Origin of the sequence: Massilia pseudoviolaceinigra, assembly GCF_030846505.1 — a bacterium.
GTDB classification, from domain to species: Bacteria; Pseudomonadota; Gammaproteobacteria; order Burkholderiales; family Burkholderiaceae_D; genus Telluria_A; species Telluria_A violaceinigra.
This window is the reverse complement of the sequence record NZ_JAVCWL010000033.1, coordinates 1-18209: the sequence shown is the minus strand read 5'-3', so window position 1 is coordinate 18209 and position 18209 is coordinate 1. Positions and strand designations below refer to the sequence as shown.

Annotated in this window: 20 protein-coding genes; 14 read left to right on the top strand and 6 right to left on the bottom strand. The window is 61.6% G+C overall.

Translation table 11 applies throughout. From position 1 onward, the window contains the following. Positions 1-37: 37 nt before the first annotated feature. The gene (locus RBA40_RS26210) at positions 38-556 is read right to left on the bottom strand and encodes a hypothetical protein (protein WP_306651175.1); all 519 of its coding nucleotides are present in this window, start codon (positions 554-556) and stop codon (positions 38-40) included. Positions 557-768: 212 nt separating this feature from the next. Here RBA40_RS26210 and RBA40_RS26205 point away from each other — a divergent pair, with 212 nt between their 5' ends. Then, complete coding sequence (locus RBA40_RS26205; protein WP_306651173.1) at positions 769-1119, top strand: DUF1294 domain-containing protein; 351 nt, start codon at positions 769-771, stop codon at positions 1117-1119. Between the two features lie 78 nt (positions 1120-1197). Here the strand turns inward: RBA40_RS26205 and RBA40_RS26200 are convergent, their stop codons facing one another. Then, complete coding sequence (locus RBA40_RS26200; RefSeq protein ID WP_306651172.1) at positions 1198-1869, bottom strand: DJ-1/PfpI family protein; 672 nt, start codon at positions 1867-1869, stop codon at positions 1198-1200. Positions 1870-2001: 132 nt separating this feature from the next. Here RBA40_RS26200 and RBA40_RS26195 point away from each other — a divergent pair, with 132 nt between their 5' ends. Both RBA40_RS26195 and RBA40_RS26190 read left to right on the top strand, forming a co-directional pair. After that, complete coding sequence (locus tag RBA40_RS26195; protein ID WP_306651171.1) at positions 2002-2196, top strand: hypothetical protein; 195 nt, start codon at positions 2002-2004, stop codon at positions 2194-2196. Continuing rightward, on the top strand, positions 2183-2923 hold the full coding sequence (locus RBA40_RS26190; protein WP_306651170.1) for a GlxA family transcriptional regulator: 741 nt from the start codon (positions 2183-2185) through the stop codon (positions 2921-2923). Before RBA40_RS26195 ends, RBA40_RS26190 begins: the two co-directional genes overlap by 14 nt. A gap of 179 nt (positions 2924-3102) precedes the next feature. On the opposite strand, the gene RBA40_RS26185 is transcribed toward RBA40_RS26190, so the two are convergent. Together RBA40_RS26185 and RBA40_RS26180 are read right to left on the bottom strand one after the other, a co-directional pair. Beyond that, on the bottom strand, positions 3103-3981 hold the full coding sequence (locus tag RBA40_RS26185) for a CPBP family intramembrane glutamic endopeptidase (protein WP_306651169.1): 879 nt from the start codon (positions 3979-3981) through the stop codon (positions 3103-3105). A gap of 125 nt (positions 3982-4106) precedes the next feature. Then, entirely contained in the window at positions 4107-4358 is a 252-nt protein-coding gene (locus RBA40_RS26180) for a hypothetical protein (RefSeq protein ID WP_306651168.1), read from the bottom strand. Between the two features lie 168 nt (positions 4359-4526). Between RBA40_RS26180 and ugpQ the strand changes: the two genes are divergently transcribed. The 6 genes from ugpQ (at position 4527) to RBA40_RS26150 (ending at position 12426) form a co-directional block, all read left to right on the top strand. Beyond that, positions 4527-5279: a glycerophosphodiester phosphodiesterase gene (ugpQ, locus tag RBA40_RS26175; RefSeq protein ID WP_306651276.1), complete on the top strand. Its 753-nt coding sequence runs from the start codon at positions 4527-4529 to the stop codon at positions 5277-5279. A gap of 95 nt (positions 5280-5374) precedes the next feature. Then, positions 5375-7984 (top strand): alanine--tRNA ligase, encoded by a 2610-nt coding sequence (gene alaS, locus RBA40_RS26170; RefSeq protein ID WP_306651167.1) that lies wholly within the window; start codon positions 5375-5377, stop codon positions 7982-7984. Between the two features lie 384 nt (positions 7985-8368). Beyond that, entirely contained in the window at positions 8369-8596 is a 228-nt protein-coding gene (locus tag RBA40_RS26165) for a sulfurtransferase TusA family protein (RefSeq protein ID WP_054268154.1), read from the top strand. 204 nt (positions 8597-8800) lie between these two features. Continuing rightward, on the top strand, positions 8801-9550 hold the full coding sequence (locus tag RBA40_RS26160) for an electron transfer flavoprotein subunit beta/FixA family protein (RefSeq protein WP_099874742.1): 750 nt from the start codon (positions 8801-8803) through the stop codon (positions 9548-9550). Between the two features lie 40 nt (positions 9551-9590). Further along, entirely contained in the window at positions 9591-10523 is a 933-nt protein-coding gene (locus RBA40_RS26155) for an electron transfer flavoprotein subunit alpha/FixB family protein (protein WP_306651165.1), read from the top strand. A 112-nt stretch (positions 10524-10635) separates the two neighbouring features. After that, positions 10636-12426: an acyl-CoA dehydrogenase gene (locus tag RBA40_RS26150; protein ID WP_306651164.1), complete on the top strand. Its 1791-nt coding sequence runs from the start codon at positions 10636-10638 to the stop codon at positions 12424-12426. Positions 12427-12627: 201 nt separating this feature from the next. On the opposite strand, the gene RBA40_RS26145 is transcribed toward RBA40_RS26150, so the two are convergent. Next, positions 12628-13215 carry a glycine zipper 2TM domain-containing protein gene (locus tag RBA40_RS26145; RefSeq protein WP_306651162.1) on the bottom strand — a complete coding sequence of 196 codons (588 nt, stop codon included), beginning with the start codon at positions 13213-13215 and terminating at the stop codon, positions 12628-12630. 171 nt (positions 13216-13386) lie between these two features. Between RBA40_RS26145 and RBA40_RS26140 the strand changes: the two genes are divergently transcribed. Further along, on the top strand, positions 13387-15402 hold the full coding sequence (locus RBA40_RS26140) for a hypothetical protein (RefSeq protein WP_306651160.1): 2016 nt from the start codon (positions 13387-13389) through the stop codon (positions 15400-15402). Here the strand turns inward: RBA40_RS26140 and RBA40_RS26135 are convergent. Continuing rightward, a complete protein-coding gene (locus tag RBA40_RS26135; RefSeq protein ID WP_306651159.1) occupies positions 15393-15809 on the bottom strand; it encodes a TM2 domain-containing protein in 417 nt (138 codons plus the stop codon). The two genes, RBA40_RS26140 and RBA40_RS26135, sit on opposite strands and share 10 nt — an antisense overlap. A 245-nt stretch (positions 15810-16054) precedes the next feature. On the opposite strand from RBA40_RS26135, the gene rpsP reads away from it, so the two are divergent. The 4 genes from rpsP (at position 16055) to rplS (ending at position 18157) form a co-directional block, all read left to right on the top strand. Further along, positions 16055-16318, top strand: a complete 264-nt coding sequence (gene rpsP / locus RBA40_RS26130) for a 30S ribosomal protein S16 (RefSeq protein ID WP_082692444.1) — start codon at positions 16055-16057, stop codon at positions 16316-16318. A 33-nt stretch (positions 16319-16351) separates the two neighbouring features. After that, positions 16352-16894 (top strand): ribosome maturation factor RimM, encoded by a 543-nt coding sequence (gene rimM / locus RBA40_RS26125; RefSeq protein WP_306651158.1) that lies wholly within the window; start codon positions 16352-16354, stop codon positions 16892-16894. A gap of 23 nt (positions 16895-16917) precedes the next feature. Beyond that, a complete protein-coding gene (gene trmD, locus RBA40_RS26120; RefSeq protein WP_306651156.1) occupies positions 16918-17664 on the top strand; it encodes a tRNA (guanosine(37)-N1)-methyltransferase TrmD in 747 nt (248 codons plus the stop codon). A gap of 106 nt (positions 17665-17770) precedes the next feature. Next, on the top strand, positions 17771-18157 hold the full coding sequence (gene rplS / locus RBA40_RS26115; protein ID WP_054266855.1) for a 50S ribosomal protein L19: 387 nt from the start codon (positions 17771-17773) through the stop codon (positions 18155-18157). Positions 18158-18209: the final 52 nt, after the last annotated feature.

Genomic DNA, 18209 nt, shown 5'->3' with positions numbered 1-18209 from the left:
TTTTTAGTTGTTGGTGAATGGTTGAATACGGAATTGCTTAGTGGCGCATGCCTTCAGCCACGCGGCCGAGCACGATGGCCAGTGCGGCCCCGCCGATGGTCTTGACCAGGGTCGGGTGCTCGGCGTAAAAGTCGCCCATGCGGTCGACGATGCTCGGATTGTTGCGTTCGGCATCTTCCGCGATTTGCTGGACTTGCTCAGGCGTGAGCTGGGCCGCTTGTTCGGGCGTAATCGCGGCCGGGGTCTCGCCGCCACGGAACAGGTTGCCGAGGGTGCCGCCCGCGATCGAGCTGAGCAGGCCGGGGCCCACGTTGCTGATCAGCTGGTTGAGCATGCCGGCACGCTGGTTGGCGTCGCTATGGCCGAACAGCTGGCCGATCATCTGCGGGAATGGCGGGGTCTGGTCGGATCGCAATGCTTCCGACACGCCCTGGGCCACCGTGCTACGCGGCGCGTTCTGCGCCACCTGGTCGAAGTCGTCGAACGCGCGCGCGCCGTTGTTGTTGGCTGCGCCGCCCAGGTATTGCTGTAGTAGATTGCCTAAATCGAAAGCCATACACCCTCCACTTGGATTAGAAAAGCATCGCTGCACTGGTTTGCGCGAAGCCGATGCCGGAGCTTAGGCTGGTGCGGGCGTACCATCTGTTCGGCAGCGCACCGTGATGCGCTTTAAGCTGCCAATCGAGCAATATTCCTCGATTTACCGGAAATGGTTGCGCGCCAATCCGGCCCACTCTAAGCTGGCGGTTTTTACTGACGGCCACGCTGATGCCTTACCTGTCGATTCTGATGTTTGGCGCCGTGTTCGCGGGCGCCGTGCTCGCCTGGGATATTCCGGCGTCGCTGTGCATGGTGTACGTGGCGGCAAGCTGCGCCTGCTTTGCTCTCTACGCGATTGACAAGGCGGCGGCGCGTGCCGGCGGCTGCCGCACGCCCGAACGCACCTTGCTGTTGCTCGGCCTGGGCTGCGGCTGGCCGGGCGCCGTGCTGGCGCAGCAGTGGCTGCGGCACAAGTCGTCGAAGGGGTCGTTTCAACTTGCCTTCTGGGTCACCGTGGCCTGCAATCTCGCTGCCTTCGTGTACCTCAGTTCGCCACTGTCTTTCCTGCGCATGCCGTAACCAGTGCAACTTGGTGTCGATCAGGCTCCGGTACAGGCCCGCCGGCGTGCGAAGTCGAGTCATCCGCCTGGCACGGCTTCAGAACGGGATGACGCGCGCCGCCAGACGCTGCGCACCATGCTGCTCGACGTGGCGAATCAGGTCTTTGGCGGCCTGCGGCTGCGCGTCCGGCGTGCCGCTGCCGAAGGGCGGAGCAGGGTAGTATTCGATGCCGAGCTGAATGGTGCGGGCCAGGGTCTCGCCGCCCAGCAGTGATGCGAGGAACAGGCCGGCATCGATACTGGCCGACACGCCCGCACCGGTGATCAGCTTGCCATCGCGCTGATAGCGCTCGGTGCCTACCAGGGCGCCGTAAGCGGCGACGTGCTCGCGCGCGAACCAGTTGGCCGTGACTTTCTTGCCCTTGAGCAGACCGGCGGCACCCAGGATTTCGGCCCCGTTGCAGATGCTGACCGTCCACGCCGTTGTCGCATGCAGGCGGCGCACGCAGGCCATCAGCGCGGCGTTGCCGAGCGCGCCGGCGACGCCGGCGACGCCGGGGCCGCCCGGCACGTACAGGATATCGGTGGTGTCTAACTGTTCGAAGGTCCTGTAGGCGGCCATGCCAAGGCGGCCGGTATCGCTGGCGACCAGTCCCACGCGCTCGGAGACGAACTCGACCTCCATGCCGGGAATATTTGCCAGCACTTCATAGCCGCCCACGACATCCAGCGCGGTAAAGCCATCGAACAATACAATCGACAATCGCATGATTTTCTCCCGGAAGTGATGCGCCATTGTCGGCGCGCTCAGGGTGCCGGTGAAGAGGCGATATCGCCCTTTTCAATGGCATACTCGCCACATGAAGACGAAACGCATCGCCATCCTGGCGACTCCGGCTGCATGGGCATGGAAGTGTTCGGCCTGTGCGATACCTTGCTGCTGGCAAATCGGGTCGCCGTGGCGATCGACGGGCCGGCCGCGCCCTTGTTCGAGGTGATCGTCACCAGTCTCGGCGGCTGGCGGCATTCCGATCGGCACGCGCAAACCGTTCGCGCGACCGGATCTGCTGGTTGTGCCGGGCATGGAGCTCTCTGACCGTCATGCCTGCACGGCGCCGATGAGCGCGCTTGCGCTCGAAATCGCCTATCTGGCCAAGGCGTTCGCCAGAGGCACGCCGGTGGCCGCCGTGTGCGTCGGCGCATTCCTGCTGGGCGATGCAGGCTTGCTGGACGGGCGCCGTGCCACCACCTCGTGGCTGTTCGCGCCCGACCTCGCGCGGCGTTTTCCCGCAGCCGTGGTCGATCCGGCGGCCATGCTGGTCGAGGATGGCGGGGTTGTCACCACCGGCTCCTTCAGTGCCGCCGTCGACCTGGCGATGCATCTGGTCAGGCAGAGCGCGAGCGCCAAGGTGCAGCGGGCAGTGGCGCGCATGGGCTTGCTGGACGATCGATGGGCCAGCCAGGCGCCGTTCATCGATACGCGCATGCTGGCGCGGCCGGAAGGCGCATTCGCTGCAAGCGTGCACGCCTGGCTCGGTCAGCGGTTGGCCGAGCCGTACAATCATAAACAGCTTGCGGCGGCGTTGTACGTCAGTGACCGCACCTTGCTTAGGAGAGTGAAGCAAGAGACGGGACAAACGCCGCTGGCGTATTTGCAGCAGGCGCGCGTCGGCAAGGCGCTGCTGGAATCGACTTCGCTGAGCGTGGCGCAAGTGACCGAACGGGTGGGGTATGCGGACGTCGCGACCTTTTGCGCCCTGTTCAAGCGCAATGTCGGGCAGTCGCCGGCCGAGTACCGGCGCCGGTTCAGAATGATTAAATAGGTAGGTGCGGAAGAGTAGGCTGCCTCATTGCTTCTTTGAGCCGGACGATGAGCAAGCTACACGCCTCAGGGCAAATCCTGCATGGCCAACAGTGGAATCCAATCGTGTAGATAGCTTATCTGGCTGATACTTGCCAAGCGACGAAAAATCCGGAGGGCTGAACTGCTGACATGTGGTGACTACGATGAGTATCGATGTGCAGGCCGTTGCCGTTCATCCGAATGCTCTACAGGCGGCAGGGCGGGAAGTGACGCCTGTTTAATTGCATCTTTTGATATGTAAGTCATCCATCCGAACGCGATTAATGCTACGGCGAGCAAGGAGAGTTCAGGTATCCAATGATGCCATTCGTTCAGCTCGTTGATGCTTCGGATGCGGTGAAAGTCGAAATAATATTGACTTATGAAAGCGAGAAGGTTGAACGTGGCATGCGTGATCATGCAGGTTCGTAGTGAACCTGTAATTGCATAAAGGTAAGACAAAGCCAAGGAAAACAAGAACGTCCCAATAAATAGGGTTTTTGAGAAATGAATTGCCGTAAATATGGCTGAGGTTAGCACTGCACTCAGAAAAAATGATTTGTTTTTGTTGATTGAGCGAAATACTAAGCCACGGAAAAACAGTTCTTCAAATATGGCGGGAAAAATTACGCTGCAGATGATGAATGTAAAGACATGGAGCGAAAAGAAGGGATGAGAGTTGTATGCTTCAACATGAAACTTACCTAGACGATATGCCGCCTCAATGTCGTACTGCGCCACCGTTTTCGTGAAAATCGCACTTTCACCGAAGGTGAGCATGAGCAATAAGATTGCAATGGTTGCCGAAAGTGCGACCTGATAGATCGTTATTTTTCCTCCCACGATAAATGAAAGTTTGTCTCGGTCTATTTTAAATTGATGGAAGCTCGCTGCCGCCATAGCAATGAACATGATGGATGAGCACAGATGGTCGGCATAGTACGCAGCGCTGGGCCAATACGCTGTTATCGATAAAAATAAAATGGATCGCAAAACCATGCTGAAAACCAATATAAGAAGTAAAATTTTCAACGTCATTTGGTATGTCTGCATTTTATTATTTATAATTCATTGATTTGTGATTGGCGGTGCTAGATACGGCAATATCGCGTCAAAATTACTTGGCGCGATATTTTCCAGGATCAAATTGTCAAACCACTAGGTTAATGAAATAGGTCGTATATGGCGATGCCTATTGATGAACCCAATTCTCCGAGTCCGTTGGCAATATCGTTAGCGCGGTGGCCCCAATCAGACTGTGCACCCGAGATAACGTCAAACCTGCGGCGTTCGCCGCCCGAAACCATCGCGATTTCTTCAAGATTTAAGTCCTGCATTTGCTTCTCCTTTTGGTAGCCGCTATTGGCAGGGGTGAGTTTATAATCGGGAAATACTTCCGCGCTGATTTTCCTCAAGTGTTGTGTTTAGAAATAGGGCGAATACATATTTGCTTCAGATGTTGAGCGCGCGCTTTTACGATCTCGGGCTCTTCGAGAGGTGTATTGCATCGAAACCGCGACTTCGATCCGGATTCTACGATGAGCGATCCATTCCCGACCTTGGAACATGATAAGCTCGCGCCTATGTGGAACTACCCCAACTTCCTGGCGCACCGCGGCGGCGGCAAGCTCGCGCCCGAAAACACCATTGCCGGCCTGCGCTGCGGCCTGGCGCACGGCTTTCGCGCGGTCGAATTCGATGTCATGCTGGCGCGCGACGGCGTGCCGGTCGTCATGCACGACCCGTATCTCGGGCGCACCATCGCCGGTTCGGGCAATGTGTTCGACTACGACGCCGCCGAACTGGTCACCATGGACGCCGGCAACTGGTTCAGCGCGCAGTACAAGGGCGAAACGGTGCCCCTGTTCACCCAGTTCGTCCAGTTCTGCAAGGACCACGGCATCTGGATGAATATCGAGATCAAGCCCGCCCCCGGATTCGAGGAGGAAACGGGCAAGGCGGTCGCCAGCCTCACGCGCGCCTTGTTCGGACTGGAAATCGCGCAGGACGACCCGCGCCAGATACCGCTGCTGTCGTCTTTCAGCTCCGTGGCGCTGGCCGCTGCCCTGAAGGCGGCGCCGGACCTGCCGCGCGCCTTGCTGCTCGACCGCATGGGCGAGGAATGGCAAACCCAGGCCCGCGAACTTGAGGCGGTGGCGATCCACACCAACCACAAACACCTGAACGAAGCGCTGGCCCATCAGGTCAAGGAGGCCGGCTACGGGCTGTTTTGCTACACCGTCAACGATCCGGCGCGCGCGCGCGAAATCCTTGCGTGGGGCGTGGATGCCTTCTGCACCGACCGCATCGACCTGATCGGGCCGGATTTCGCTTAAGACGCGGCTGGCGCTGCCTGACCCCGGTGTTCACTCCAGTCGCATACGCTATAATCGTTTTTTTATAGCATGCTGCCCTCTCACGCCCATACGACATGAAATCATCCGAAATCCGCGACAAATTCCTGAAGTTCTTCGAATCCAAAGGCCATACGATTGTCCGTTCGAGCTCACTCGTACCGGGCAACGATCCCACCCTGATGCTGACCAACAGCGGCATGGTGCAGTTCAAGGATGTGTTTACCGGCACCGACAGCCGTCCGTACACGCGCGCCACCTCGGTGCAGCGTTGCGTGCGCGCCGGCGGCAAGCACAATGACCTGGAAAACGTCGGCTACACCGCGCGTCACCACACCTTCTTCGAAATGCTGGGGAACTTCAGCTTCGGCGACTACTTCAAGCGCGACGCCATCAACTATGCGTGGGAGCTGTTGACCAAGGTCTACGGCCTGCCGTCAGAGAAGCTCACCGTCACCGTCTACATGGAAGACGACGAAGCCTACGACATCTGGGCCAACGAAGTGGGCGTGCCGAAAGAGCGCATCATCCGCATCGGCGACAACAAGGGCGCGCGCTACGCGTCGGATAACTTCTGGCAGATGGCCGACACCGGCCCGTGCGGCCCGTGCACCGAGATCTTCTACGACCACGGCGCCGACATTCCGGGCGGTCCTCCAGGCTCGCCGGACGAAGATGGCGACCGCTTCATCGAAATCTGGAACCTCGTGTTCATGCAGTTCAACCGCGACGAAGCGGGCGTCATGCACAAGCTGCCGAAGCCGTGCGTCGACACCGGCATGGGCATGGAGCGTCTCGCTGCCGTGCTGCAGCACGTGCACTCAAACTACGAGATTGACCTGTTCCAGGCATTGATCAAGGCCGCCGCGCGCGAAACCGGCACCACCGACCTCGAAAACAAATCGCTGCGCGTGATCGCGGATCACATTCGCGCATCGGCCTTCATGATCGTCGACGGCGTCATTCCGGGTAGCGAAGGTCGTGCTTATGTCCTGCGCCGCATCATCCGCCGCGCGCTGCGTCACGGCCACAAGCTCGGCCAGACCAAGCCGTTCTTCTTCAAGCTGGTGGAAGACCTGAACATCGAGATGGGCGCGGCCTATCCGGAACTGGCCGCCGTGAAGACGCGTGTGGCCAACATGATCGAAGGCGAAGAAGTCAATTTCGGAAAAACGCTTGAAAACGGCATGAAAGTGCTGGAAGCCCAGTTGGCCAAGAACGCTGGCAAGCTCGATGGCGCCACCGCTTTCCTGCTGTACGACACCTACGGCTTCCCGCTCGACCTGACCGCCGACATCTGCCGCGAGCGCAATATCGAGTTCGACGAAGCCGGCTTCCACGTCGCCATGGCGCGTCAGAAGGAACTCGCCGGCGCGGGCGCTGGTGGGGCCAAGCAGAAAAACGTCGAATACACCGGCGAGAAAAACAAATTCGTCGGTTACGACAGCCTGGCGCACGCCAGCCGCGTGGTGGCCCTGTACGCCGACGGCAGCGCGGTGCAGGAACTCACGGCCGGCCAGAGCGGCATTGTCGTTCTCGATACCACGCCGTTCTATGCCGAATCGGGCGGCCAGGTGGGCGACCAGGGCGTGCTCGCGTCCGACAGCGGTCAATTCGCCGTTGACGACACCCTCAAGGTGCAAGCCGACGTCTTTGGCCACCACGGCGTGCTGACGGCCGGCGTGCTCAAAGTGGGCGACGCGGTCAACGCCAATGTCGACCAAGCCAGGCGCGCGCACACCATCCGCAATCACTCGGCAACGCACCTGATGCACAAGGCGCTGCGCGAAGTGCTGGGCGACCATGTGGCGCAAAAAGGTTCGGTGGTCGATCCGGACCGCACCCGTTTCGACTTTTCGCACAACGCACCGCTGACGACCGACCAGATCGCCCAGGTCGAAGTGATCGTCAACCGCGAAATCCTGGAAAATCACGCAACCCAGGCGCATAACATGACGTTCGATGACGCCGTCAAGCATGGCGCCATGGCGCTGTTCGGCGAGAAGTACGGCGACGAAGTGCGCGTGCTCGATATCGGTTCGTCCAAAGAGTTGTGCGGTGGCGTCCACGTTGGCCGCACCGGCGACATCGGCTTCTTCAAGATCATCGGCGAAGGCGGCGTCGCAGCGGGTATCCGCCGCGTCGAAGCCGTCACCGGCGAAGGCGCGCTGGCGCTGGTGCAGTCGCTCAATCGCCGCGTGCAGGAAGCCGCCGGCGCGCTGAAAACCACGCCGGACGAACTGACCAACCGCATCGCGCAGGTGCAGGATCACGTCAAGTCGCTGGAGAAGGAATTGACCGCACTGAAGTCGAAACTGGCGGCAGGGCAGGGCGATGAACTGGTAACCCAAGCGGTCGACGTGAACGGCATCAAGGTCGTGGCAGCGGTACTGGAAGGCGCCGATTCGGCGCGCCTGGGCGAGACCATGGACAAGCTCAAGGACAAGCTGAAAACGGCCGCCATCGTGCTCGCCAGCGTCGCTGACGGCAAGGTGAACCTGATCGCCGGCGTGACGGCGGATGCCACGTCCAAGGTCAAGGCGGGTGAGCTGGTCAACTTCGTGGCCCAGCAAGTGGGCGGCAAGGGCGGCGGACGCCCGGACATGGCACGTGCCGGCGGCACCGATCCGAGCGGTCTGGCCGCTGCGCTGGCCGGCGTGACGGCATGGGTGGCTGAGCGAGCATAAGCAGGCTTTCACCGACGCTCTTCGCGCCGTCCCCCCGCGCAGGCGGGGGTCCATACCACCTATGAGCAAAGGTGCTATGGATCCCGCCAATGGCTGCCTGTGCGCGGGGATGGCGAAGCGTAGGTTGCGTAGCGAAACTGAGCGTTTGGCTAACCATACGTCACAGTACTGCGTCGACCGACTCGATATCCACTTCAGACGTTTCTTACGCGCAGCTTACAATTTCCATTGCGGCACCGTTATTGTCGTTGTGACCATGCAACAAGCAATTTATATATTGGTGCGGTGCGTCAAATTTGCGGATTTGGAGTATATTTGTTGGGTGAGTAATCCAATCCACCCTAAGAGCAAGCGATGAGCGATACAACTTTCGACAGCGAGATCATGGAATACCAAAAGGAACTCGATGCACGGGGACTCAACTGCCCACTGCCGATCCTCAAGGCAAAGAAGGCGCTCGCAGAGATGGAAACCGGGGAAGTGCTGCGCATCGTCGCCACCGATACCGGCTCCGTGCGCGACTTCCAGGCTTTTGCCAAGCAGACCGGCAACGCCCTCGTTTCCCACACCCAAAACGGCCGCGAATTCATCTTTTTGATGCGCCGCAAATAAGATTCCGGACGGGGCAGGCACCGGCACGCCCCGCTGATCTGGTCCGACATTTTCCCGACATCATGACAAAGCCCGACGATTAGGGGTTTTCCTCTAGCTAAAAATCGCACGATCGTGCTTTAATTTAGCGTGAAAACGGTTTATCTCTTATAATCTAGGCCACTTTAGTCAAGTCACCTTATTTATTCTTCCAAAGGCACCCCTATGAAAGTCCTGGTTCCCGTCAAACGCGTGGTCGACTACAACGTCAAAGTGCGTGTGAAATCCGACGGCAGCGGCGTCGATATCGCCAATGTCAAAATGTCGATGAATCCTTTCGACGAGATCGCGCTGGAAGAAGCGATGCGTCTGAAGGAAGCCGGCAAGGTCACCGAAGTGGTGGCAGTGTCCTGCGGCGTGACCCAGTGCCAGGAAACCCTGCGCACCGGCATGGCCATCGGCGCCGACCGCGGCATCCTGGTCGAAACGAGCGCCGATCTCGAACCGCTGGCCGTGGCCAAGCTGCTCAAGGCGCTGGCCGACAAGGAGCAGCCGCAGCTGATCATCCTGGGCAAGCAAGCCATCGATGACGACTCGAACCAGACCGGCCAGATGCTCGCCGCCCTGCTGGGCTGGCCGCAAGCCACGTTCGCCTCGAAAGTCGTGCTGGAAGACGGCAAAGTCACCGTCACCCGTGAAGTCGACGGCGGCCTGGAAACCCTGGCGCTCACGCTGCCGGCCATCGTCACCACCGACCTGCGCCTGAACGAACCGCGCTACGTGACCCTGCCGAACATCATGAAGGCCAAGAAAAAGCCGCTGGACGTGGTCAAGCCGGAAGAACTGGGCGTCGATGTCGCGCCGCGCCTGAAGACCTTGAAGGTCGTCGAGCCAGCCAAGCGTTCGGCCGGCATCAAGGTGCCGGATGCGGCGACCCTGGTCGCCAAGCTGCGCACCGAAGCCAAAGTTATCTGATCGCGGCCTGGCCGTCTCACCTAAAAATACAGGAAAAATCATGGTCGCATTAGTTATTGCTGAACACGACAACGCCTCCCTCAAGGGAAGCACCCACCACACCGTCACCGCTGCGATCGCCTGCGGCGGCGACGTGCACATCCTCGTTGCTGGCAGCAACTGCGGCGCCGCCGCGGCGCAAGCAGCCGCCATCGCCGGCGTGACCAAGGTCCTCGTGGCCGACGCGCCTCACCACGCCGACGGCCTGGCCGAAAACGTGGCCGAGCAGATCCTGGGCCTGGCTGCGTCGTACTCGCACATCCTCGCTCCCGCAACCGCCTACGGCAAAAACATCCTGCCGCGCGTGGCCGCCAAGCTGGACGTGGCGCAGATCTCCGAGATCACCAAGGTCGATTCGCCGGATACCTTCGAGCGTCCTATCTACGCCGGTAACGCCATCGCCACCGTGCAGTCGTCCGACAAGATCAAGGTCATCACCGTGCGCACCACCGGTTTCGATTCGGCCGCGGCCGAAGGCGGCTCGGCTGCCACCGAAGCCATTGGCGCGGTTGCCGATTCGGGCAAGTCGACCTTCGTCGGCCGCGAGCTGGCCAAGTCGGATCGTCCTGAACTGACCGCTGCAAAAATCATCGTCTCCGGTGGCCGCGGCATGGGCTCGGGCGACAACTTCAAGATCCTGGAACCGCTGGCCGACAAGCTCAACGCCGCCATGGGCGCTTCGCGCGCCGCGGTCGATGCGGGCTACGTGCCGAACGACTGGCAGGTTGGCCAGACCGGCAAGATCGTCGCACCGTCGCTGTACATCGCGGTCGGTATCTCCGGCGCCATCCAGCATTTGGCCGGCATGAAGGACTCGAAGACCATCGTCGCGATCAACAAGGATCCGGAAGCGCCGATCTTCTCGGTGGCCGACTATGGCATCGTCGGCGATCTGTTCGAGGTGGTGCCTGAGCTGGTCAAGCAACTCGGCTAAGCCGCGCCGGTTACCGCGCGAAGTAACACCGCAGTAAACACCTGTAGGGTGGGCACGGGAACCCTGTGCCCACCCTACACGTCCATTGGAAGCGCAATTTTAGGAGATCAAGGTGACTTACAAAGCCCCGCTGAAAGACATGCTGTTCGTGATGAACGAACTGGCCGGACTATCCACCGTCAACACGCTGCCCGGTTGCGAAGACGCCACCGCCGACACGGTCGAAGCCGTCCTCGAAGAAAACGCGAAATTCTGCGCCAACGTCGTCGCGCCATTGAACCACTCCAGCGACAAGGAGCCGAGCTTCTGGCACGACGGCCAGGTAACCACCTCCAAGGGCTTCAAGGATGCCTTCAAGGGCTTCGCGGAAGCCGGCTGGCAGGGCGTGCAGCACCCGACCGATTTCGGCGGCCAGGGCTTGCCCAAGCTGGTTGCCACGCCGTGCATCGAAATGCTCAACGCGTCGAGCATCTCGTTCGCGCTGGTGGCCTTGCTGTCGGACGGCGCGATCGAAGCGCTGCTGACGGCCGGCTCGGAAGAGCAGAAGGCGACCTATCTGGAGCCGCTGGTATCGGGCAAATGGACCGGCACCATGAACCTGACCGAGCCGCAGGCCGGATCGGACCTGGCCGCCGTGCGCACGCGCGCCGTGCCGCAGGGCGACGGCACCTACAAGGTATTCGGCACCAAGATCTTCATCACCTACGGTGAGCACGACCTGACCGAGAACATCGTCCACCTGGTACTGGCGCGCACGCCGGACGCGCCGGCGGGCGTGAAGGGCATTTCGCTGTTCATCGTGCCCAAGTTCCTGGTCAACGCCGACGGCTCGCTGGGCGAGCGCAATGACGCGCACTGTGTATCGATCGAGCACAAGCTGGGCATCAAGGCCAGCCCCACCGCGGTGCTGCAGTTCGGCGACCATGGCGGCGCGATCGGCACCCTGGTCGGCGAAGAGAATCGCGGCCTCGAATACATGTTCATCATGATGAACGCGGCGCGCTTCGGCGTGGGCTTGCAGGGCATCGGCCTGGCCGACCGCGCCTACCAGCAGGCGGTGGCCTTCGCCAAGGACCGCGTGCAGTCGCGCGACCTGGCCGGTTCCGCCGGTCCGGTATCGATCATCCATCACCCCGATGTGCGCCGCATGCTCATGTCGATGCGTGCGCAGGTCGAGGCGGCGCGCGCGCTGGCGTATGTGGGCGCGGGCATCAGCGACGTCGCCCATCACCACGAGGACGCCGCCGTGCGCGCGTCCAACCTGGCGGTGTACGAGTACCTGGTGCCGATCATCAAAGGCTGGTCGACCGAGATGTCGCAGGACGTCACGCGCGACGGCGTGCAGGTTCACGGCGGCATGGGCTTTATCGAGGAAACCGGCGCGGCGCAGCACTACCGCGACGCCAAGATCCTGACCATCTACGAAGGCACGACCGCGATCCAGGCCAACGACCTGGTGGGCCGCAAGACGGTACGCGATGGCGGCGCCGTGGCCAAGTCGATCATCGGCCAGGTGCGCGAGACCGAGGCGCTGCTGGCGGCCATGGACGGTGCGGACTTCAAGGCGATCCATCGCGCGCTGCTTGACGGCAGCGTGGCGCTGGAAGCGGTGGTGGAGTATGTTGCCGCGAACATGAAGACCGACATCAAGGGCGTGTTCTCGGGCAGTGTGCTGTACCTGAAACTGGCCGGTATCGTGCTCGGTGGCTGGGTGATGGCACGCGCGGCGCTGGTGGCGCAGGCGAAGATCGATGGCGGTGAAGGCGATCTTGGCTTCTACAAAGCCAAGATCGCCACGGCGCGCTTCTTTGCGGACCATATCCTGACGCAGGCGTCGGGACTGCGCACGGCGATTGTGGAAGGTAGTGCCGGGGTGCTGGCGTTGACGGAAGATCAGTTCTAAGAGCACCACTACCCTCGTCGTTCCCGCTAGCCCCCGTCGTCTCCGGCATTGCCGGAACCGACTTCCCGCGCCAAGGCGGCACTCGGCGGGAACCCAATTTTGTACTGTAGCCTCAGGCTGATTTACGAACTTGGGTTCCCGCCGAGTGCCGCCTTGGCGCGGGAACGACGGTTTTGAGAGCAATGACTTCGGTGTCAGTACTTACGACCTGCGAATCGAATTGCCCGAATTCCGCACGCGATCCCCGCGCTGCATGCCCGGCTGATTGTTAAACTTGAACGAGCGGCGCTGGCCGTTGTCGTACTGGACATCCACCGTCCACACGGTATGCGCATTCGCGCGTTCCTGGATCTTCTTGCCCGCATACGCACCACCGACCGCACCGGCCACCGTGGCCAGCGCGCGGCCAGAACCGCCGCCCACCTGATTGCCCAGCAAGCCGCCCACGGCGCCGCCACCGATCACGCCCAGGGCATTCGCACTGCCGTTCTGGCGCGCGCTGCGTACCGCCGTCACCTTGCCGCAGTCGCGGCATGCCGCCGCGCGCGGCTCGTTGCGACTGTCATGACGGTCGCCCCCACGCGCCGCCGCCAGGGCGCGGTTATTCTCGGACTTGGCCGCGCGCAGGCATTTCATGCGCTGGCCATCGTTACGCTCGTCGTTGCAGATCTCGCGGTCCTGCGCATACTGCGCATCGGCGGCGCGCAGCTGCGCGGACGAGGCCTGTACCGTGCCCATCGCGCTGCTCAGCGCCAGTACCAGCGCCAGTGTCAAATTGCGTTTCATCATAGTGTTCTCCTGATCGATTAATCGTGCCCGGCAACGGGCCGCATACCGTATTGTAGAGCACTTGCGAGACAGCAATTATTCGCGGCAAGGTGCGCTTCGCCTGCCCTCAACTGTTTATAATCCATGCACGGTCTTTACATCCCACGTTTGCCCTCTTTCACAGGATTTATCTTGAACATTCAACAATACGCAGTGCGCCTTCCGGCCGCGCTGGCCATCGCCACCCTGTTTACCGCCTGCGGCGGCGGGGGCGGCGATCCGACCCGGGTGCCGGGAAGGGTCGATACCCCGTCCACGCCCACACCGACGCCCACGCCGACGCCAACCGATACCAGGCCGGATGGCTGCAAGGCGTACATCGCCGCCGACAAAACCGTCGCTGCCGACAAGGCCGGCGGCGCGAGCGTGCTCTCGTGCGGCGCACCGCTGGCCGATGTCAGCTGGACCCAGGTCAGCGGCCCCGCGGTCACCCTGCAGGCGGCGCGCACGCCGACCATCACGTTCGAGCCGCGCGAAAAAGGCGTGATCGCCCTGCGCGCCGACGTTACCCTGGCCGACGGCTCGCGCCAGTCCTTGAGCACCGACGTCACCGTGACCGAGGCGCCGGTGGGCAGCTTCCTCACCCTGCGCGCCGACCACTCCGTGCGTCCCGGCACCGAAACCTCGGTACGCGCCTGGCCGAACCTGTTCGGCGGCGACAAGGTCGTCGGCATCGTCTGGACCCAGGTCAGCGGCCCGACCGTGACGATGAATACCGAAGACCCGCAATTGCTGATGTTCAAGGCGCCGGACGTCACCGCCGACGTGGCGCTGCGTTTCCGCGCCACCATGACCTTAAATAGCGGCGTGAAGGACAGCGACGACGTGCTGATCAGCCTCGACCGCCAGGCCGCTCCCGGCCAGGGCGCGCTGTTCGACATCACCGCGCGCGTGCACCCGTACCGCCAGGCCGGCGCCTATGCGGCCGTGCTGGCGCGCTGCACTTACGATGTGGGGGTGCGCTACTCCGGTTCTTCGAACACGCTGTGCAGCTCCGAGGTGCTGCCGCCGCTGCAGACCGAAGCGGGCATCGGCGCGGTGCCGAGCGTGGCCCAGGTGATGGGCCGGGTACTGGTCTCGCACGACTTCCTGGGCGCCAATTTCGAGCAGTTCCTGCTGACCCAGGACGCCAACAGCGATTTCCGCCGCCTGCTGGCAAGCGTGTCGACCATCGTCATCGGTTCGCACGTGCGCCCGAGTTTCTACAGCGCCGGCACCGGTGCGATTTATCTCGACGCCAACAACCTGTGGCTGACGGCCGAGCAGCGCGACGTCGTCACCGAGGTGCCCGACTACCGCTCCGCGTTCGATGACAACCTGAACTTCATTCCGCTGGGCCGCTCGGTGAAAAACAACGCGTATGCGCGCCGCAGCTATCCATCCACGGCGCGCGTGACGCGCACCACCGATGAACTGCTGTTCGACCTGGGCCGCCTGATGTACCACGAGCTGGCGCACGCCAACGACTTTCTGCCGTCGGTCGAGCGGGCCATGAATCCGCAGCGCTCGATCTGGGAAAATATCGTCGACCGCGTCGGCAGCCGCACGCTGCCGTCCGATGCGCTGGCCGTGCAGTTCCCGCTGCAGTCGAGCGAAATGCTGGGCATGGGGCAGGTGCTGTACCAGGGCAAAACCGCCACCTCCGTGCAGAAGGGTTACACGGCGGCCGATATCGGGCGCTTCTTCGGTTCCGACCGCGCATCGGATGACTATGCCTACTCGATTTTCGAGGATGACAGCTCGCGCGAAGACCTGGCGATGCTGTTCGAGGAATTCATGATGAGCTACCGCCACGATGTGCGCTACGACGTGGGCTATATCAACCAGACCACCGGCAGCGACCTGATCGTCGGCTGGGGCCAGCGCGGCCGCATTGCCGAGCCGGCCATCAAGCCGCGCATCAAGCTGGTGCTGCAGCGCATCGCGCCGTGGATCGACGCCAGCGCGGTGGACCGCCTGCCGGCGCCGCTCATGATGAGGGCTGGCGAGAGCTGGGATGCCAACCTGGTGCTCAACCCACCGGGCGGCTTCTCCAAGCAGTCCGCATTGCGCAAGGAATCGGCTGACGAGCGTGCCGCGCGCCTGCGTGGCGACATCAGGCAGCGCGAGCGGCACGGCAAGATGACCCCGGATTCGCGTCAGCCGTAGGCGCCGCCGGTGTAAAGCAGGTCGTTCAGGCGGGCGAGGGTGGCAATGGCCATCGTCGCCGCCGTCAGCATTGTGCAAACCAACAACACTGCCAGCACCCAGTTCGACGCCGACTTGCGGCCTGATCCGGCATTGAAGGCGGCGTCGAATTTTTCATCGGGGGTCAGGCCGATCATCAGCGCTTCGATGAAGCCGATAATGCCCGACAGCACCAGCGGCAAGATCTTGAAAAACCAGTTGGCCTCGGGTGCCAGGCCATACACCAGCCCGGCAACGGGCAGGCTGGCCAGGTGCATCAAGCCCAGCTTGTCGAGGCTGCCGCGCAGGTAAAAGCGGTGCGCGCCGACGGCCCCGAGGATCAGGGCGAGGAAGCTGGCGAAAGTCTTGTTTTTGTGCGATGTGGACATGAATGTGGGGCTGAAGCGGGCCAGGGAAGCGGGAAAGCAGGCAGTATCGGTCAATTTTGACCGGAAAGCACGGCGTTTCCTGCGACAGACATCGACGATGCAGTTGGCGGTCCGGGGCAAAATCGGCGATAATCCTTGCTTCGCCCCGAAGTGCGCGCCCTGTTGTCATTAACGCTTGCTGCTGCGCGGCATTGCGCGCTATAATTGTCGGCTTTTTCCGCCCAGCACAACTTTTTGGAATTATTATGGTCGTTATTCGTTTAGCTCGTGGAGGCGCCAAGAAGCGCCCGTTCTTCAACATCGTTGCAACGGACTCGCGCAATCGCCGCGACGGCCGCTTCATCGAGCGCATCGGTTTTTACAACCCGATGGCAGCTGGTGGCGAAGTCGGCCTGCGTATCACCGCAGACCGTCTGGCTTACTGGCAAGGCGTTGGCGCGCAATTGTCGCCAACCGTTGCACGTCTGGTGAACAGCCAGCCTGCAGTCGCAGCGCCAGCAGCAGCCTAAGCAGGTCCGGGTTTGAGCGGTACAGCATCCGGGGTGCAAATCCCTGACGACCTGACGCAAGTCGGGTACGTGTCCGGCGCCTTCGGCGTCACCGGTTCGATACGGGTTACCCCGTTTTCCACCGACGCGGATGGGTTGCTGAGCGTGAAAACCTGGTGGCTGGATAAACCCAGCCTGCAATCCGTCTCCGTACGGACTGCGAAAATGCACGGCGGCGACGTCGTGGCCCAGTTGGCAGGTACGCTCGGGCGGGATGCCGCGGAGGCGCTCAAGGGCGCCGCTGTTTCCATCCCGCGCAGCCAATTCCCGCAACTGCCGGCCGATGAATTTTATTGGTCCGATCTGATCGGACTGAATGTAGTGAACCTGCAAGGCGAAGCCTTGGGGCTGGTGTCCGACATGATGCACAACGGCGCGCAATCGATTTTGCGCATCACGCCGGTGCCGCAGGCCGCGTCGGGTACCGCAAACGATGACAAGGCGCCCGAGCGCCTGATTCCGTTTGTGGACCAGTTCGTCAAAACAGTTGACCAGACAAGCAAGACCATCACGGTGGACTGGGGTCTGGATTATTAAGGCTCAAGCAAGGCGAGAACGCGATGCAATTTGATGTCGTGACCTTGTTTCCCGAGATGTTTGCCGCACTGACGCAGTCGGGTGTCACCCGCCGCGCCTTCGAGCAGAAGCGTTGGGGCTTGTCGACCTGGAATCCACGCGATTTCACCACCGACAACCACCGTACCGTCGACGACCGCCCGTATGGCGGCGGACCGGGCATGGTGATGCTGGCCAAGCCGCTCGAAGCTGCCATCGGCGCGGCCAAGCAGCGCCAGGTCATGCTCGACTTGCCGATTCCGCGCGTGGTCTTCATGTCGCCGCAGGGCAGGGCGCTGAGCCACGAACGGGTGATGGATCTGAAGGACGAAGCGGGCTTGATCGTGCTGTGCGGACGCTACGAAGCGGTCGACCAGCGCTTGCTCGACCGCTGCGTCGACGAGGAAATCAGCCTCGGCGACTTCGTGCTGTCGGGCGGCGAACTGCCGGCGATGGCGCTGATGGATGCGGTGGTACGGCAATTGCCGGGCGTACTGAACGACGACGCTTCGGCGGTCGAAGACAGTTTCGTCAACGGCTTGCTCGATTCGCCCCATTACACCCGTCCCGATACGTATGAAGGCGTGGTGGTGCCGCCGGTCCTGATGGGCGGCAACCATGCCGAGATTGTCAAGTGGCGGCGCGAGCGCATGCTCGAAGCCACCGCCAGGAAACGGCCCGATCTGCTGGTCAAGGCGCGCAGCGCCGGACTGCTGAGCAAGGCCGATGAAAAGTTTCTTGCAGGTTTGTAAATCTGCTATTGCAGTACCACTGTGCAGGCAATGTCGCCCGTATCAGTAACCCCATCCTCTACTGGGCGAATGCAGCGCCAGCAAGATGGTTATCGGAGTCCTAAAAATGAATTTGATTCAGCAACTTGAGCAAGAAGAAATTGCCCGTCTGGGCAAGACTATTCCTGATTTCGCACCTGGCGATACCGTTATCGTCAACGTCAACGTAGTCGAAGGCACCCGCAAGCGCGCCCAGGCATACGAAGGCGTCGTGATCTCCCGTCGTAACCGTGGCCTGAACTCGAACTTCATCGTTCGTAAGATCTCGTCCGGCGAAGGCGTCGAGCGTACGTTCCAGCTGTATTCCCCGCTGATCGCATCGATCGAAGTCAAGCGTCGTGGTGATGTTCGCCGCGCCAAGCTGTACTACCTGCGTGAGCGTTCGGGTAAATCGGCACGTATCAAAGAAAAACTGCCAAACCGTCGCGCTGCAACTCCAGCCGCTGCCAAGTAATCGGCATCTGCGTTGCAAAAAAGGCATCCTACCCGGATGCCTTTTTTCGTTT

Bases quoted from the DNA above. Each gene is read 5' to 3' on its own strand.
- RBA40_RS26195 (WP_306651171.1), top strand. From the start codon at position 2,002: ATGGGCATGGAAGTGTTCGGCCTGTGCGATACCTTGCTGCTGGCAAAT.
- RBA40_RS26190 (WP_306651170.1), top strand. From the start codon at position 2,183: ATGGAGCTCTCTGACCGTCATGCCTGCACGGCGCCGATGAGCGCGCTT.
- RBA40_RS26155 (WP_306651165.1), top strand. From the start codon at position 9,591: ATGGTCGCATTAGTTATTGCTGAACACGACAACGCCTCCCTCAAGGGA.
- RBA40_RS26210 (WP_306651175.1), bottom strand. From the start codon at position 556: ATGGCTTTCGATTTAGGCAATCTACTACAGCAATACCTGGGCGGCGCA.
- RBA40_RS26205 (WP_306651173.1), top strand. From the start codon at position 769: ATGCCTTACCTGTCGATTCTGATGTTTGGCGCCGTGTTCGCGGGCGCC.
- trmD (WP_306651156.1), top strand. From the start codon at position 16,918: ATGCAATTTGATGTCGTGACCTTGTTTCCCGAGATGTTTGCCGCACTG.
- ugpQ (WP_306651276.1), top strand. From the start codon at position 4,527: ATGTGGAACTACCCCAACTTCCTGGCGCACCGCGGCGGCGGCAAGCTC.
- rplS (WP_054266855.1), top strand. From the start codon at position 17,771: ATGAATTTGATTCAGCAACTTGAGCAAGAAGAAATTGCCCGTCTGGGC.
- RBA40_RS26185 (WP_306651169.1), bottom strand. From the start codon at position 3,981: ATGACGTTGAAAATTTTACTTCTTATATTGGTTTTCAGCATGGTTTTG.
- rpsP (WP_082692444.1), top strand. From the start codon at position 16,055: ATGGTCGTTATTCGTTTAGCTCGTGGAGGCGCCAAGAAGCGCCCGTTC.
- RBA40_RS26145 (WP_306651162.1), bottom strand. From the start codon at position 13,215: ATGATGAAACGCAATTTGACACTGGCGCTGGTACTGGCGCTGAGCAGC.
- RBA40_RS26165 (WP_054268154.1), top strand. From the start codon at position 8,369: ATGGAATACCAAAAGGAACTCGATGCACGGGGACTCAACTGCCCACTG.
- RBA40_RS26135 (WP_306651159.1), bottom strand. From the start codon at position 15,809: ATGTCCACATCGCACAAAAACAAGACTTTCGCCAGCTTCCTCGCCCTG.
- RBA40_RS26160 (WP_099874742.1), top strand. From the start codon at position 8,801: ATGAAAGTCCTGGTTCCCGTCAAACGCGTGGTCGACTACAACGTCAAA.
- RBA40_RS26200 (WP_306651172.1), bottom strand. From the start codon at position 1,869: ATGCGATTGTCGATTGTATTGTTCGATGGCTTTACCGCGCTGGATGTC.
- alaS (WP_306651167.1), top strand. From the start codon at position 5,375: ATGAAATCATCCGAAATCCGCGACAAATTCCTGAAGTTCTTCGAATCC.